Below are 15,613 nucleotides of genomic sequence, written 5' to 3'. Positions count from 1 at the left end.
AGAATACAATCTAAGTGTAATAATGACCTAGCAGATTAAATCAAGAAAACCGTAGAGTTGAATACGACTGGCAAAATGCAATTCACGCTAAAGCGAGTCTAATTGGGGATTTCATCATGCCACAATAGTGGGGAAATTGAGTAATGTAGAAGCATGGACGCTATCGCCACTTGGTCAGAAATAGCGCCCTATCCTAAAAAAGGCTACTTTTTATCTTTGTAATAAGACATCATACGACGGCGCTTGCGCTGCTGCGCCAAGGTCAAATTAGCCTTCTTACCTTCAAACGGGTTGTTGCCTTCTCTGAATTCTATCTTAATAGGCGTGCCCATAATTTCTAGCGCTTTTCTGAAATAGTTCATCAAGAAACGTTTATAAGAGCTTGGTAAGTCATCCACTTGATTACCGTGAATAACAATAACCGGTGGGTTGTAACCACCTGCGTGAGCATACTTCATTTTAACTCGGCGACCACGCACCAGCGGAGGTTGATGGTCATCCTGAGCCATTTCCATAATTTGTGTAAGCAGCGCGGTATTAATACGCTTGGTCGCGCTCATATACGCTTCTTGTACGGACTCAAATAAATTACCAACACCCGAACCATGAAGCGCAGAAATAAAATGAATTCGAGCGAAGTCGATAAAGCCTAAACGACGGTCCATCTCGCGCTTTATGTCGTCTTTCACGTCAGTACTTAATCCGTCCCATTTGTTCACGGCAACTACTAATGAACGACCTGAATTAAGTACAAAGCCTAATAAGCTGAGATCTTGGTCGGTAATACCTTCTCTGGCATCAATGACCAATAGCACTACGTTAGCTTCTTCAATTGCCTGAAGAGTTTTAACAATAGAGAACTTCTCTACGGCTTCACTAATTTTCTTGCGCTTTCTCACGCCCGCGGTATCGATTAGGATATATTCACGCTCATCCCTTTCCATTGGAATGTACACGCTGTCACGGGTGGTGCCTGGCATGTCGAATACCACCACGCGCTCTTCACCTAAAATGCGGTTTGTCAGTGTCGACTTACCCACGTTGGGCTTACCTACGATAGCAAGTTTGATAGGTAACTCTTGAAGGCGTTGACGCTGCGTTTCAGCATCCTCTTCTTCTTCAGGCTCCTCATCGACAATTTCCATGTCCGGGAAATCAGATTCAAGTGGCTTTAAGGCGTCCTGCAGCAATTGGCTAACACCGCGACCGTGCGCCGCAGCAATTTGCTTAATATCACCTAAGCCTAAGGAATAAAATTCCGCACTTTCGCTATCGCCGTCAATTCCATCAACCTTGTTCGCCACAACAAACACTTTTTTGTTTATGCGTCGAAGATGATCAGCAATACCTTGGTCGGCTGGCAGCATACCTGCTCTGGCGTCAACCAAAAACAATACGACATCAGCCTCTTCTATAGCTAACAAAGACTGTTGTGCCATTTCAGCATCAATGCCCTCTTCATCGCCCGTAATACCGCCGGTATCCACTACTATGAACTGGCGCTTTTCAAATTTCGCTTGGCCGTATTTACGGTCGCGAGTTAGCCCCGGGTAGTCAGCAACTAGTGCATCACGGGTATTTGTAAGGCGATTAAACAAGGTTGACTTACCAACATTAGGGCGGCCAACCAAAGCAACAACGGGTAACATTTATCAGATCCTAGGGGTCATGAAAGCTAAAAAAGCACAAGCCGCATACACCATCTATTACAACTAACGTTCGGGAGCTGTATTCTCTAACGAGAGGTGAATTACTATGAGGCTTTTGAGAATGGGCGCATTATACCTTGTTCACTACCTAATACCAATGGCGTTCAATAACACGAAGAGAAACCGTCTACCCATTGATAATTCCCAAGTTTAGGCCCGAAAAAACCGCGGGGTATAAAAAAAGGCGCTTTACGCACCTTTTCTGTTTAAATATTAGCGAAACGTTCCCGTTACTTTGGAACTTGCACCGACGCTATTACGCCATTACGTGTTACCGCTATAATCTTATCATCAACCTTCAACGGCGCAGCATAGATTGAATCATCTTCGTCATCGCCGCCAACATCTAGGCGTGCAACAACTTCACCTGTTTCTTGTTCAATCCAGTGTAGAAAGCCCCAGTTATCACCAACAACCACATGGTCGCCTACTGGAGTAGCAGCCGTTAATGAGCGATGCTTAAGTGAACCTTGAGACCAAAGCTCTACGCCGTTTCGTCTATCAAGGGCATAAACGTTAGAGTTGTTGTCTACAACAAAAATTTTATTGCCGTCGATATTCAAATTGCGAAACGATGCATATTCACGTTTCCAAATTACACGACCTGAACGTAACTCTACAGCAGCTAATGTTCCGTTGTAAGAAACCGTGTAAACCGTGCCGCCAAATAAAACAGGCGTTGTGTCGATATCAACAATACGCTCTAACTCTGTTGCACCAGAAGGCGTTGCAATTACCGTTTCCCACGCAAGTACACCTGTTTCGATAAGATTAACCTGAATTTTACCTGTAGGTGTGCCGATGATAGCACCACCGTTAGATGCGATTGGGCCAGAAATACCACGTAATGTTAGCGGAGGAGTATCACCTTCGTGTCTCCACAACTGTTCACCAGTGCGGGTATTGAAACCAAATAAGCTACCAGCACCCGTGTTAACCACTAAGATACCTTCATCAGCTGCCGGAGCCGCTAAAATCTCACCGGGAACAGACGCATCCCAAACTAACTCTCCGGTTTCTGCATCCATTGCAGCTACATAGCCGTTTTCTGTACCAATGAATACGTGTCTGTCTGCTACGGCGATACCACCAATACGTGCAGTCTCACCGCTACGCCACAAATTAGTGACTGAGCTTAGCATGCCCTCAGAGCGAAACTGTGCGAAATCTTTCTCCCACAACACTTTACCCGACTCAGGGTCCATCGCGACAACGGCGCCATGGCGATCGGCAGCATAAAGCTTGTCATAGGCATAAACAGGGCGAAGACGAGAGAAGTAATGATTAACGCCATCACCAATATCGCGATCCCACACTAATTTAGGTGTGAATTTAGCCTCAATAGGCTTTAAACGACGAATCTCTAATTCTTCGTCATCTGCAAACCAGTCTGAAATAGTTGAGCAGCCAGACATTGTGATAGACACCGCGAGTGCCATACCTATCGTGCGAGCAAATCGACCTTTACGGCCACACGTGTTGTGAAACAAATTGCGTACCTCTTTATTATTTATACCAGCCCTAAGGCTTTCGCTTATTGCGCAGCAGATACCGATAGGTTATCTAACTTCATTTGTAAAAGCGGATTGTTGGCATTTTTTTCTAACGCATTTGAATAAGCTAAGCGAGCATCATCAAACTTGCCTTGTTTTTGATACACATCGCCTTTTAATTCAGAAACTTCTGCTGCAAATGCGTCGTTTGTTACATTGCTAAGCGTAGACAACGCCGCGTCCAGCTGGTTCATTTCAATTTGCACACGCGACAAACGAAGTGAGGCAAGCACTTTCAATTCATCATTTTCGGCAAAGGTTACTACGCTATTTAGGTGAGAAGCTGCAGCGTCTAAATCACCGGCATCTACCGCTTGCTTAGCAGCAAGAAGGCTGGCAATGCTCGCATAACCACTGTCTTTGTTCTCTTCGATAAAAGCTTTAACTTTTGCGTCGCTGCCTTCTGTACCGAATGTTTCTACGGCATTTTGATAGGCAACCGATGCCGCTTCTTTAGTTTCAATTTGCGCTTCTGAATACGCTCTCCAGCCCCAAAGGCCACCTAGACCAAGCGCTGCACCGACAATAATTGCAGTACCGTGCTCTTTCCAAAAACGTTTAATCGCTTCTACTTGTTGTTCTTCTGTTGCGAACTGTTCCATGATGTCCTCTTTTTATTTTGCGCTCAGCATCTCTGCAACCTTATCAGATAAGGTATCGAAGCTGACTGTAACTTGTTCTTGACCATCGCGCAGTGGTTTAACACCTACTTCGCGAGACTGCATTTCGTCATTGCCTAAAAGCAGCGCTAAACGTGCGCCTGTTTTATCTGCACGCTTTAATTGTTTTTTAAAGTTGCCGCCGCCACAGTGCATCATTATGCGTGTATTAGGAAGCGTATTTCGAAGATGCTCTGCTACCTCAATAGCGTATGACTGTGCCTCTTCGCCCATCGCCGTTACGTAAACGTCTGCGAAACTTGAGTCCTGACCTTCTTCGGTTAACGTGGTTAGCAACAGTACCAAACGTTCAATACCCATAGCAAAACCAACCGCAGGCGTTGCTTTGCCCCCGAGTTGCTCTACCAAGCCATCGTAACGGCCTCCAGCACACACTGTACCCTGGGCTCCCAAGCTATCTGTCACCCACTCAAACACAGTACGGTTGTAGTAATCTAATCCGCGCACTAGTCGAGGATTTATTTCAAACTCAATGCCTGCTTGCGTTAAGCGCGAACACAAGGTTTCAAAATGTACTTTAGATTCTTCATCAAGATGATCGATTAGCGCTGGCGCATCGGCAATCGCAGCTTGAACATCAGGGTTCTTTGAATCGAGTACGCGAAGTGGATTCGTTTCAAGTCGACGCAGTGAATCTTCATCGAGCTGGTCTGCACGCTGTTTTAAGAATTCCACCAGCGTATCGCGATATGCAGCGCGAGCTTCGTTTGAACCTAAAGTATTAATTTGAAGTTTTACGTGCTGCTCAATACCAAAAGCTTTCCAAAAGCGTGCACTAAGAAGAATCACTTCTAAGTCGATGTCAGGGCCGTCCATACCGTAGGTCTCTACACCGAACTGATGGAACTGGCGATAACGCCCTTTTTGTGGACGTTCATGACGGAACATTGGCCCCATGTACCACAGGCGTTGCTGCTGGTTGTACAATAAGCCGTGCTCGTTTCCTGCGCGCACGCAACTTGCCGTACCTTCTGGACGTAGCGTTAAGCTGTCGCCATTTCTATCTTCGAAGGTATACATTTCTTTTTCAACGATATCGGTAACTTCACCGATAGAGCGCTTGAACAAGTCGGTGCTTTCAACGATGGGAGTACGTATTTCCTGGTAACCATAACTCGCCACAACCTGACGAAGTACAGATTCTACCTTCTGCCATGTACCGGAAATCTCCGGTAGGCAGTCATTCATGCCTCGAATTGCCTGAATAGTCTTAGCCACGTGAAATTCTCATACTGCTAAATAGTGAAAAGCCCCGCATTATAGGGGCTTTGGGAATAAACAACAATGAACAAAAAATGTCTCAGTCTTTAACCGAGACCTGAATTTTATTTTGTTCACTCATACGCGATGCTTTGGCGCGAATCTTAGCTTCAAGCTTATCCACTAGATCGTCGTTAGGAAGACGTTCTTTAACGCGCTTACCGTCTTCATATAGGCCGCTCATGTTACGTGCGCCAGTGAGGCCCAAATCAGACACTTCTGCTTCGCCTGGGCCGTTAACCACGCAACCGATGATAGAGACATCCATTGGCGTAAGAATATCTTCCAATCGCTGCTCAAGAGCATTCACTGTGCCGATTACATCGAATTCTTGTCGTGAACAACTCGGGCAAGCAATAAAGTTTATACCGCGCGAGCGAATACGCAGTGACTTCAGAATATCAAAGCCTACTTTGATTTCTTCCACCGGATCTGCGGCTAACGATACGCGCAACGTATCACCAATACCTTCAGCCAATAGCATACCTAAGCCAACTGCACTCTTCACGGCGCCGGCGCGCTGGCCACCGGCTTCGGTAATACCTAAGTGAAGCGGCTGGTCTATTTTTTGTGCCAATAAACGATAGGCGCCAACAGCTAAGAAAACATCCGACGCTTTAACGCTGACTTTGAATTGATCAAAGTTAAGTTTGTCGAGAATATCCACATGACGCATTGCGGATTCAACCAGCGCTTCTGGCGTTGGCTCACCGTACTTCTCTTGTAAGTCTTTTTCTAACGAGCCACCGTTCACACCAATGCGGATAGGAATATTTTTGTCTTTTGCACAATCGACCACAGAGCGCACACGCTCCATATTACCTATGTTACCTGGGTTAATGCGCAGACAATCCACGCCGTATTCAGCAACCTTAAGTGCGATACGGTAGTCAAAATGAATATCTGCAACGAGTGGCACACTCACCTGCTTTTTAATTTCTTTAAATGCTTCAGCCGCTTCCATCGTGGGCACAGATACTCGAACGATCTCCCCACCCACTGCAACAATACGGTTTATTTGATCGACGGTCGCTGCCACATCAGTGGTCCGCGTATTCGTCATAGATTGAACAGCAATGGGAGCGCCATCACCAATGGGAACGTTACCTACATTAATACGCGTAGACTTTCTGCGCTTAATAGGGCTTTCTGCAAACATCTAATTACCTATAAAGGAAGTGCGAAGCGAGCTGTTTTACCGTTTTGGTATGAAGAAATATCAACAGACTCGCCGTTAACTGATATGCGCACATTATCCGGTGCACCGAGCGTAACTTCAACAGGAGGAACGCCTTGAATTTCCATAACTCGTCCTTTTAGCTTTACCCCATAGGCAATAGCTTCTCCAGACGCGTCTTTTATATTAACCCAACAGTCATCGTCGAAAGTGAAAACCATAGCAATTGGCGCTGCATCAGACTGACTATTCACATTAAGGTTGGGTTGGGGTTCGTTACTATTCGCAGAATCAACCAGAGCGGTTAGGTTATTGCTATCATTCACCTCTGTATCGGGTGCTGAGATTGCACCATCATTCAAGCTACCGTCTTGGTTAAAACCGCTATCTTGGTCGCTGAACGCACCGCTGGTTTCTGAGTTTGAACTATTGCTCACGCCCGTGTCTAGCTGATTGTTTCCAGCCGTATCACCCTGCGACGACGAGGCGTCAGAAGTTACATTGTCGGTATCTGTGCCCGCCGATGGGACAGGCGTATTAGCGGCTTCTCGCTTAACAGCCTCACTAAGTGGCAGTTCAGCTACCGTGTCGTCACTAGGCTGTTGATACCACCACACGACAACGGCGGCAATGATAAGAAGTAAAATAACATAAGTTACCATCATCCACCTGTCATCGTGTGTCTGTTTTGCGACACGCTTTGAAAAGCTCTGTAATTTCTCTGAAGACGGTACAGATGTTTGATTGTGGAAGCGTTCGAATGCCTCAATAACTTCTTGAGAATTCATGCCTAATTGCTTGGCATAATTTCTCACGTATCCTTTTGTAAAAGTCACTGACGACTTGTCATCAATGACATCATTTTCTAAATCATTGATTTGTTTAGCTTTCAAAAATAATTTATCAGCAATATCTTGTTGAGACAAACCTAGCGTTTCACGGCGCGCTTTTAGCATTGCCCCTGGACTTGGCGTGTTTTCTTGTTGTTGCGAAGTAACTTCTTGATTCGCTTTTTCTTCCGACACCATTAAACCTTATTCCTCCTGCATACTCGGTGGTACTAACCAAAGCGTCTGACCAGCAATAATAGCGCCAGTATTTTCAAGGTTATTCCACTCTTGCAGTGTTGCCATTTTGATATTGTGCAATAAAGAAATACGATATAAGTTTTCACCTTCTTTTACTACATGGAATTTATCACTTTGCACAGATAATTCAGTATTTTGTGCTTTTTCCGGTGTGTTACCTGTGGCTGTAGGGGCGTTGTCGGAGTTATTGCTCTGAGATTGACGCTGAGCGTCGTTGTCTTGGGCGACGCTCTTTTCATTTTCTTTATCGTTTGATGACGTTTGTGCAAGCCCGTCGGTATTTGTTTGGTTTTCGCTTATTTCTGTTTCAGAATCATTTGGCTGTGTAGATTTGACGGTTTTAACCACTTTGTTTTGCATACTTTCACGTTGCACTAAGTAACGTTTAGTAAGCTCACTTTCAGGGAACAATGACATCATCATTTCGCCATACCCCTTTGCAGTCTCTAGATCCCCTTTCCCTTTGGCTATTTCATAAGCTAACCACAATGAATCAGGCGTAACTTTGGCAACACGTTCGTATTTTCGTAACGTAGATTCAGCAAGTTCCCACTGTTCTGAAACCGTGTAAAGTTCACTGAGCAAGAACAGGCTTTTGCCCCTAGCAGGCTGATGTTTTAATGCGTCTTGAAAATAGCCGATCGCTTCATCTAGCTTACCTTGACTTTGCGCGCACAAAGCTAAGTTCTCGTAGGTTTGCGCTGCGTTAGCGTAAAGCCTGTTATTTATCGCATCAAAGAAATACGCTTTGGCTTTTTCGTATTCGCCGTTTTGGCATTTAAACGCGCCATAACTGTTGGCAATATCGCCATTGTTAGGCGCTAGGTCGATAGCAGTTTCATAGTACTCTTCCGCTCGAAGGTTATCGCCCACCAGTTGATAGTAATATGCCATCGCGAACTGAACGTCTGCAGAGCGTGGATTAAACTCAAGCGCTTTGTCGAGGTTCTTTTTTGCCTGCGTGTAGTTGTTATTTTGAAGGTAGGTAAGACCAAGGGACATGCGTGTTTTGGCGGCTTCTTCGTGATCGAAGTTACCGCCATACAACCCTGACTGGCTATTACTGACACAGCCAGAAGTGAAAATAATCGCGCTTAAAAAGCCAATTTTAAGTGACGTTCGCAATCCCGCAACCATAGTCTTACCCTAATATCTTAATGATTATTGGGCCATTTTTACTGAAATTGCTTCGCCCTTCACCTGTTTTTTTAACATTCTTTTCGTTCTGTCTACCACATCACCCACTAATTGACCGCATGCTGCGTCGATATCATCACCTCGCGTTTTACGCACAACGGTTGTAAACCCATATTCCATAAGCACTTTTGCGAATCTATCAATACGCGAATTGCTTGAACATGTATAAGGCGAACCTGGGTAAGGGTTAAATGGTATTAAGTTTATTTTACTAGGTGTGTCTTTCAATACCTTTGCCAACTGGTGCGCTTGTTCAGTGCTGTCATTGATGTTTGAAAGCATAACGTATTCTACCGTTACACGGCCTTGGTTCGCTTTAGATTTGGCCAGATAACGACGTACGCCTGCTAAGAAGGCTTCGATATTGTACTTCTTATTGATAGGCACGATTTCGTTGCGCAACTCATCGGTGGGTGCGTGTAGTGAAATAGCTAACGCTACGTCTATTTGGTCACCCAACATATCTAGCGCAGGTACTACACCAGATGTACTTAGCGTAACGCGGCGTTTAGACAGGCCGAAACCGAAATCGTCCAGCATAATATCCATTGCTGGTACAACGTTTTTAAGGTTAAGCAGTGGCTCACCCATACCCATCATTACTACGTTAGTGATAGGGCGTTTGCTCGAGTCTTTTGAAAGACCAAGGAAAGTAGCTACACGCCATACCTGACCAATAATTTCACTTACACTTAGGTTACGGTTGAACCCCTGCTGCGCCGTTGAACAGAAAGTACACTCTAGCGCGCAACCTACCTGTGATGACACGCAAAGCGTTGCACGGTCAGTTTCTGGGATCCAAACAGATTCAACTTCCTGACCACCTTCGAGGGTAAGTGCAAACTTAATAGTGCCGTCGCTCGCTTCTTGAAAGTATGCAATTTCAGGCGCTTTAATTTCGCAATTTTCAATGAGCATCGCGCGAAGGTTTTTATTGAGGTTACTCATTTCCTCGAAATCGCTGATACCGTGCTGGTAAATCCATTTCATCACCTGATCGGCACGAAACGGTTTCTCGCCCATTTCTTTGAAGAAATTGCGCAAGCCTTCGCGATTTAAGTTTAATAAGTTAGTTTTTGCCATGAATAAGATGACCCTTTTACCTTCGAGGGATGCCCCTCTTACTACTGAATACGGTGTAAAAACCAGCGATTCGACTATGTCTTGAACGACATTTAAGAAAAAGAAAAGCGCTGATTAAAATTTGCGCGGATTTTACCACAGATGAGATTTGAGAAAAAGCCGATTTAACGCAGAGAAACGTTAAGTTTGGCGATGCGCGAGAAGCGTGGTTTAGCTTGCCTAAATGAGCGCCGAGCAAAGCAGCATAAAGCGTATATCTTTCTTCGGAGTATCTGAGCGCGCTTTAGGCAATGCGCGAGAAGCGTGGTTTAGCTTGCCTAAATGAGCGCCGAGCAAAGCAGCATAAAGCGTGTATCTTTCTTCTGAGTGACTGAGCGCGCTTTAGGCAATGCGCGAGAAGCGTGGTTTAGCTTGCCTAAATGAGCGCCGAGCAAAGCAGCATAAAGCGTGCTCAGACGCTCAGAAACAAAAAACGGGGCTTATAGCCCCGTTAATTCTACCTACGTAATCTTAGCGAGTACGTGGGCAGATTTCTTCTTCAGAGAAGAAGTAAGCAATTTCACGTGCTGCTGACTCAGGTGCGTCAGAACCGTGAACTGCGTTTTCGTCGATTGACGCAGCGTAGTCTGAACGTAGTGTACCTGCAGCTGCATCAGCTGGGTTAGTTGCGCCCATGATTTCACGGTTAGCTAGAACTGCGTTTTCGCCTTCTAGTACTTGAACCATAACAGGGCCAGATGTCATGAAGTCTACAAGTGCGCCGAAGAAAGGACGCTCTTTGTGTTCTGCATAGAAGCCTTCTGCTTGCTCTTTGCTCATGTGGATCATCTTAGATGCCACGATGCGAAGACCTGCAGATTCGAAACGGTTGTAAATTGCACCGATTACGTTTTTAGCTACCGCATCAGGCTTGATAATCGAAAAAGTACGCTCAAGAGCCATGTTCTCTCTCCAAACAAATAGTGTGTGTATCTTTAAAATTTTGGCCGCGAATTATAGGCAATAAATAGCAGCTTGACCAGAGCCTTTATCAAATCAGATATAAAGTACTGTTTTTATGCGCAAATGTAGAGAAAGGTTAGCCTGTTGGCGATGACAATATGATGACAGCGTACAGATTATTTTGCACAGAACTAATTATCGAGGACTCACCTGCCCCACTGCCTTTACTATGGAACCCTAAAACGGCTTAAAAAAACCAACGCTTAAAAAAATTAAGCGTTGGCTTTTGCTAATTCTTGAATTTTACCCACAATGGCGCGTAAGCCATTACCGCGGGTTGGCGTTATATGACGCTCTAGGTCTAGTGCTTCAAAATAGCCGTCGATATCAAACGCTAAAATATCCGTCGGCGTTTTGTCATTATAAGCGGCAAGTACTAACGCAAGCAGTCCTTGAACGATAACTGCATCGCTGTCTACGTCAAAGTTGATTTTATTGCCGTCGTAAGACTCCACCAGCCAAACGCTGCTCTGACACCCTTTGACCAAACGCTCGGGTGTTTTAGCATCTTCAGGCAAGCCCGGAATAGATTTCCCTAAATCAATGATGTACTGATAACGCTGTTCCCAATCGTCGAAGAACGCTAAATCATCAATAATTTCGTCACTGCTAGGTAGTTGCATTACTATTTCCGCTTAATTTGTTTGAAAAGTTGTGTGATTAAATTTCAGTGCGTGGATGACTAGAAGAACAGACCTGCTTCAAGCTGTGCTTCTTCACTCATCATATCACGGGACCATGCAGGGTCGAATACAAGCTCTACGTTAACGTTTTTAACATGGGGAACCATAGCAACGCGGTATTCAACGTCGCCAACCAATACTGGGCCCATGCCACAGCCTGGTGCGGTCAGGGTCATATCAATATTGACGCTGCTAGTATCTTGATCAATTTCCACTTTGTAGATAAGACCAAGAGATACGAGATTGATAGGGATCTCAGGGTCAAAGATAGTTTCTAACGCGTCCCACACTTGCTGCTCGCTAATATTGCCATCTTGTGGCGCGTCAAAGCTCAGAGTCATCGCTTTTCGGCCAATAGCACCTGCATCAGTACCATCGATGCGGTACATGTTGCCACGCCACGTTACCGTATAGTTACCACCGAGCTCTTGGGTGATATTCACAAACTCGCCTTCAGGGATCACGGTAGGATTGCCCGCTGGAACCAAGCGCGCTTTACAGTCGCGCTCGGTGGTCACCATTTTTTGCTTCATAAACTACTTAGTACTCTTTGTTCTACCACTGTTGGCCTTTGACGTGGCGCTTAGCCTACGTTAAAGCTTTCACCGCATCCGCACTCATCAACCACGTTCGGGTTGTTGTATTTAATGACGCCGTTCACACCTTCTGTAACGTAATCAATTTCTGTATTACGCAGTAGGTCAGTGGCATCTGCAGCCACGGCTACGTTAAGTACTGACGAAATTTCAACAATTTCGTCGTCAGCTTGCGCGCTATCTGCGAAATCAAGCACGTAGGCGTAACCTGTACAGCCGCTTACTTTTGTCGATAAACGAATTAACTGACCAGGCTTGTCTTTAAGCTTACTTTCGAAATGCTTAACGGCACTGTCAGTTAGCGAAATGAGTTTTGTACTAGGTACGAAAGTTTCAACACTCATAATGCCTCCTTAGGCCAACATCATTTTTGCTTTTTTAAGCGCAGCAAATAGGCTGTCTACTTCTTCAAGCGTATTGTAAATTGAGAACGACGCACGGGCAGTACCCGGAATACCAAAGCGCTTCATTAGCGGCTGTGCACAGTTGTCACCGGTGCGGATCGCAACGCCTTGTCTATCGAGAATGAAGCCCACGTCTGCCGGGTGCGCACCTTCAAGTAGAAAGCTCAGCACGCCTACCTTGTTAGGTGCCGTACCTATTACCCGCATACCGTCAAACGCTTCGGCCTGCTCGGTAGCATAGGCAAGCAGCTTTTGTTCATGTTCATGCAAAGCACTTACATCAAGGGCACTAAACCAATCTACTGCAGCGCCCATACCAATGGCACCTGCGATGTTTGGCGTACCGGCTTCTAAACGATTTGGCAATGCACCCCATGTGGCTTCATGGTAGGTCACGTCTTTAATCATCTCGCCGCCTACCTGCCAAACAGGCCAGGTTTCTAGCACCTCTTTTTTGCCCCACAGACAGCCAATGCCTGTTGGACCGAATAGCTTGTGGCCTGAAAACGCGTAAAAATCACAGCCAATGTCTTGTACGTCGACACCGCCATGAGCAATACCCTGTGCGCCATCAACCAGCACCCATGCGCCTACCGCTTTCGCTTTTTCAGTAAGCAGTTTAATTGGGTTCACCGTACCTAGTGCATTCGATACGTGAGGGAACGCCACTAGCTTTGTGTTTTCAGACAGCAGTCTATCGAAAGCGTCTACGTCTAACTCTCCGCTGTCGAAAATAGGCACCACATTTAGCGTTGCACCAGAGCGGCGGCACGCTTGCTGCCAGGTAACCAAGTTGGCATGGTGCTCAAGTTCAGTCACCATCACCTCGTCACCTTCACTAAGAAGTTGTCCAAGGCCATTAGCCACAATATTGATGGCTTCTGTGGTGCCCGACGTCCAAATAACTTCTTCACGGGCATTTGCGTTAATGAACTTTGCAACGCTGGTACGTGCATTTTCGTAACGGCGCGTAGCTTCATCCGATAAATGGTGCGCACCGCGGTGCACGTTTGCATTCGTACCCGTGTAAAAATCTACTAAGGCGTCGATAACTGCCTGAGGTTTTTGTGTTGTTGCCGCGTTATCTAGGTATACCAGCGGCTTGCCGTCTACCGTTTTAGATAAAATAGGAAACTGGGCACGAAGTGCTGCAACGTCTAAGCTCATTTCACCTCCATTTGGGCGAAGCGCTCACTTAAAATTGGTGCTAGCCATTCACGGACTGCTGCATTAGGCACGTCATTTATAAGCTCTTGAATGAAGCCAAAGTTGAGCATTACCAATGCTTTACTGCGAGAAACGCCGCGGGTAAGCATGTAATACAAGGCTTCTTCTTCAATTTCAGCAACCGTTGCACCGTGAGCACATTTTACGTCATCAGCATAAATTTCAAGCTCGGGCTTGGTGTTGATAACGCCACGGCGAGATAGCAACAAGTTGCGGTTATTAAGTTCAGCCAATGTCTTTTGCGCATCACGATGAATATGAATGCGACCATTGAACACGGCACGTGCTTTATCGCCTACAATCCCACGCGCGTTTTCTTCTGTTGTGCCATTAGGCATCGCGTGCTCAATGGTGGAGTGAAGGTCGAATAACTCGCCTTCTGCCAAAAGATAAATGGCATTCATTTTTGCATCGGCAAATTCGCCGGCGTGATGAATGTCTACATCTAAACGGGAAAGCTCACTTCCATAGCCCACCATGGTGCTGTTAAGCGTGGTGCGGTTATGAAGTTTGAAGTGGCTGCCGCCTAATTGCTTGGCTTTGCCAGTAAACATAGCAAAACGATAGTGTTCTAGATGTGCATCATCAGCCAAGTCATATTCAGCAAACGCTGTGGTTAAGCTTTCAGTATCGCCAAAACCTTGCTCGATAATAGTAGCGCTTGCGCCTTCAGCAACCTTCACCACCACACGCGTATGAGCATCAACATTTTGCGACGCCATGTTCACAATGCGCACTGGCGTGTCGATTTTCGCGCCAGCTTCAACATTAATAAATATACCGTGTTGGCACAGCGCATCGTTAACTAGGCCAAACATATGACGGGTTGGCTTAACTTGACCGTATACACTGCTGATCGCTTGCTGCGTAGCAGTATCATCATTATTAAGCGACGTGATGCTCATGCCCGCTGGCACATCTAACGTGTTAACCTGCGTAACCAATACACCGTCTACAAATACAAGGTCGATAGCATCTAGGTTATCGATAGCGGGTACCGGTAGACTATCTGCCTGAACCGCTTGCTTCGCTTCACGCTTCTCAAGTGGCGTTAACGGTGTAAAGCGCCAGCTTTCGTTTCTACGGGCTGGCCAACCATCAGCTTTTAACTTTTCTAAGGCCTGCTGACGCACGGGCGCTAAGTAATCGGAGACTTGCGCCGCATCAATGACCTGTTCTAGCCATTGACTCATGCTTCAGCCTCCTCGTACGCTTTACCTAGGAATGCGTATCCGCTCTTCTCAACTTCTAGCGCTAGTGACGCGTCACCGCTTTTCACGATTTTGCCGTCGGCAAGAATGTGAACGAAGTCTGGCTTGATGTAGTCTAGAAGACGCTGGTAATGGGTGACAACAATGAAGCTACGCTCACCGTCGCGCTGGCTGTTAACGCCATCGGCAACAACCTGAAGTGCGTCAACGTCAAGGCCTGAGTCTGATTCATCTAGAATACAAAGCTTTGGCTCTAGCAAAATCATTTGCATGATTTCGTTACGCTTCTTCTCACCACCAGAGAAACCTTCGTTTACACCGCGCTTCAAGAAATCCAATGGAAGCTGTACTTGCTTGCACGCTTCTTTTGCTTTCTTTAAAAACTCAGCAGCTGTTAATGGCGCTTCGCCGCGCTGTTCGCGCATAGCGTTAACTGACTCTTTCATGAATTCCATATTGCTTACGCCAGGAATTTCAACTGGGTATTGGAACGCAAGGAAAAGGCCTTCACGGGCACGCTCTTCTACTTCAAGCTCTAATAGGTCTTTACCGTTAAGCGTGGCTTCGCCTTCGCTTACTTCGTAACCATCACGACCAGATAGGACGTAGCCTAGTGTACTTTTACCGGCTCCGTTGGGGCCCATGATAGCGTGTACTTCACCAGGTTTAACTTCAAGGTTAAGACCTTTAATGATGTTTTTCTCTTCCACGCTGGCATGTAAATTCTTGATACTAAGCATTGA

At 45.9% G+C, this 15,613-nt stretch carries 15 protein-coding genes; all 15 read right to left on the bottom strand.

The features are described from left to right. Positions 1-203: 203 nt before the first annotated feature. On the bottom strand, positions 204-1,649 hold the full coding sequence (gene der / locus MHN00_RS07285) for a ribosome biogenesis GTPase Der (protein WP_014979823.1): 1,446 nt from the start codon (positions 1,647-1,649) through the stop codon (positions 204-206). A gap of 290 nt (positions 1,650-1,939) precedes the next feature. Further along, entirely contained in the window at positions 1,940-3,199 is a 1,260-nt protein-coding gene (gene bamB, locus MHN00_RS07280) for an outer membrane protein assembly factor BamB (RefSeq protein WP_014950164.1), read from the bottom strand. A 44-nt stretch (positions 3,200-3,243) separates the two neighbouring features. Beyond that, on the bottom strand, positions 3,244-3,864 hold the full coding sequence (locus MHN00_RS07275; protein WP_014950165.1) for a tetratricopeptide repeat protein: 621 nt from the start codon (positions 3,862-3,864) through the stop codon (positions 3,244-3,246). A 12-nt stretch (positions 3,865-3,876) separates the two neighbouring features. Beyond that, complete coding sequence (hisS, locus tag MHN00_RS07270; RefSeq protein WP_075177060.1) at positions 3,877-5,160, bottom strand: histidine--tRNA ligase; 1,284 nt, start codon at positions 5,158-5,160, stop codon at positions 3,877-3,879. 82 nt (positions 5,161-5,242) lie between these two features. Continuing rightward, positions 5,243-6,361 (bottom strand): flavodoxin-dependent (E)-4-hydroxy-3-methylbut-2-enyl-diphosphate synthase, encoded by a 1,119-nt coding sequence (gene ispG / locus MHN00_RS07265; RefSeq protein ID WP_014950167.1) that lies wholly within the window; start codon positions 6,359-6,361, stop codon positions 5,243-5,245. Positions 6,362-6,369: 8 nt separating this feature from the next. Beyond that, complete coding sequence (locus tag MHN00_RS07260; RefSeq protein WP_239300789.1) at positions 6,370-7,407, bottom strand: RodZ domain-containing protein; 1,038 nt, start codon at positions 7,405-7,407, stop codon at positions 6,370-6,372. 6 nt (positions 7,408-7,413) lie between these two features. Next, positions 7,414-8,604: a type IV pilus biogenesis/stability protein PilW gene (pilW, locus tag MHN00_RS07255; RefSeq protein WP_239300788.1), complete on the bottom strand. Its 1,191-nt coding sequence runs from the start codon at positions 8,602-8,604 to the stop codon at positions 7,414-7,416. Between the two features lie 24 nt (positions 8,605-8,628). Then, positions 8,629-9,747, bottom strand: a complete 1,119-nt coding sequence (locus MHN00_RS07250) for a bifunctional tRNA (adenosine(37)-C2)-methyltransferase TrmG/ribosomal RNA large subunit methyltransferase RlmN (protein WP_014977032.1) — start codon at positions 9,745-9,747, stop codon at positions 8,629-8,631. Between the two features lie 510 nt (positions 9,748-10,257). Beyond that, positions 10,258-10,689 (bottom strand): nucleoside-diphosphate kinase, encoded by a 432-nt coding sequence (gene ndk, locus MHN00_RS07245; protein ID WP_012519000.1) that lies wholly within the window; start codon positions 10,687-10,689, stop codon positions 10,258-10,260. A gap of 272 nt (positions 10,690-10,961) precedes the next feature. After that, positions 10,962-11,372: a SufE family protein gene (locus MHN00_RS07240; RefSeq protein WP_014950170.1), complete on the bottom strand. Its 411-nt coding sequence runs from the start codon at positions 11,370-11,372 to the stop codon at positions 10,962-10,964. A 59-nt stretch (positions 11,373-11,431) separates the two neighbouring features. After that, entirely contained in the window at positions 11,432-11,965 is a 534-nt protein-coding gene (gene sufT / locus MHN00_RS07235; protein WP_239300787.1) for a putative Fe-S cluster assembly protein SufT, read from the bottom strand. Positions 11,966-12,015: 50 nt separating this feature from the next. Further along, positions 12,016-12,372, bottom strand: a complete 357-nt coding sequence (locus tag MHN00_RS07230; protein ID WP_239300786.1) for an iron-sulfur cluster assembly accessory protein — start codon at positions 12,370-12,372, stop codon at positions 12,016-12,018. 9 nt (positions 12,373-12,381) lie between these two features. Further along, positions 12,382-13,599: a cysteine desulfurase gene (locus MHN00_RS07225; RefSeq protein WP_239300785.1), complete on the bottom strand. Its 1,218-nt coding sequence runs from the start codon at positions 13,597-13,599 to the stop codon at positions 12,382-12,384. Then, positions 13,596-14,852, bottom strand: a complete 1,257-nt coding sequence (sufD, locus tag MHN00_RS07220) for a Fe-S cluster assembly protein SufD (protein ID WP_239300784.1) — start codon at positions 14,850-14,852, stop codon at positions 13,596-13,598. Before sufD ends, MHN00_RS07225 begins: the two co-directional genes overlap by 4 nt. Then, the gene (gene sufC, locus MHN00_RS07215) at positions 14,849-15,610 is read right to left on the bottom strand and encodes a Fe-S cluster assembly ATPase SufC (protein ID WP_014979831.1); all 762 of its coding nucleotides are present in this window, start codon (positions 15,608-15,610) and stop codon (positions 14,849-14,851) included. Before sufC ends, sufD begins: the two co-directional genes overlap by 4 nt. Positions 15,611-15,613 lie beyond the last annotated feature (3 nt).

The sequence above is a fragment of the Alteromonas sp. Cnat2-8 genome, assembly GCF_022348355.1.
GTDB lineage: Bacteria > Pseudomonadota > Gammaproteobacteria > Enterobacterales > Alteromonadaceae > Alteromonas > Alteromonas macleodii.
Note: the sequence above shows the minus strand (reverse complement) of the source record. Positions and strands in the feature narration are given on the sequence as shown.

Bases quoted from the DNA above. Each gene is read 5' to 3' on its own strand.
- der (WP_014979823.1), bottom strand. From the start codon at position 1,649: ATGTTACCCGTTGTTGCTTTGGTTGGCCGCCCTAATGTTGGTAAGTCA.
- MHN00_RS07275 (WP_014950165.1), bottom strand. From the start codon at position 3,864: ATGGAACAGTTCGCAACAGAAGAACAACAAGTAGAAGCGATTAAACGT.
- ispG (WP_014950167.1), bottom strand. From the start codon at position 6,361: ATGTTTGCAGAAAGCCCTATTAAGCGCAGAAAGTCTACGCGTATTAAT.
- MHN00_RS07260 (WP_239300789.1), bottom strand. From the start codon at position 7,407: ATGGTGTCGGAAGAAAAAGCGAATCAAGAAGTTACTTCGCAACAACAA.
- pilW (WP_239300788.1), bottom strand. From the start codon at position 8,604: ATGGTTGCGGGATTGCGAACGTCACTTAAAATTGGCTTTTTAAGCGCG.
- MHN00_RS07250 (WP_014977032.1), bottom strand. From the start codon at position 9,747: ATGGCAAAAACTAACTTATTAAACTTAAATCGCGAAGGCTTGCGCAAT.
- ndk (WP_012519000.1), bottom strand. From the start codon at position 10,689: ATGGCTCTTGAGCGTACTTTTTCGATTATCAAGCCTGATGCGGTAGCT.
- MHN00_RS07240 (WP_014950170.1), bottom strand. From the start codon at position 11,372: ATGCAACTACCTAGCAGTGACGAAATTATTGATGATTTAGCGTTCTTC.
- sufT (WP_239300787.1), bottom strand. From the start codon at position 11,965: ATGAAGCAAAAAATGGTGACCACCGAGCGCGACTGTAAAGCGCGCTTG.
- MHN00_RS07230 (WP_239300786.1), bottom strand. From the start codon at position 12,372: ATGAGTGTTGAAACTTTCGTACCTAGTACAAAACTCATTTCGCTAACT.
- MHN00_RS07225 (WP_239300785.1), bottom strand. From the start codon at position 13,599: ATGAGCTTAGACGTTGCAGCACTTCGTGCCCAGTTTCCTATTTTATCT.
- sufD (WP_239300784.1), bottom strand. From the start codon at position 14,852: ATGAGTCAATGGCTAGAACAGGTCATTGATGCGGCGCAAGTCTCCGAT.
- sufC (WP_014979831.1), bottom strand. From the start codon at position 15,610: ATGCTTAGTATCAAGAATTTACATGCCAGCGTGGAAGAGAAAAACATC.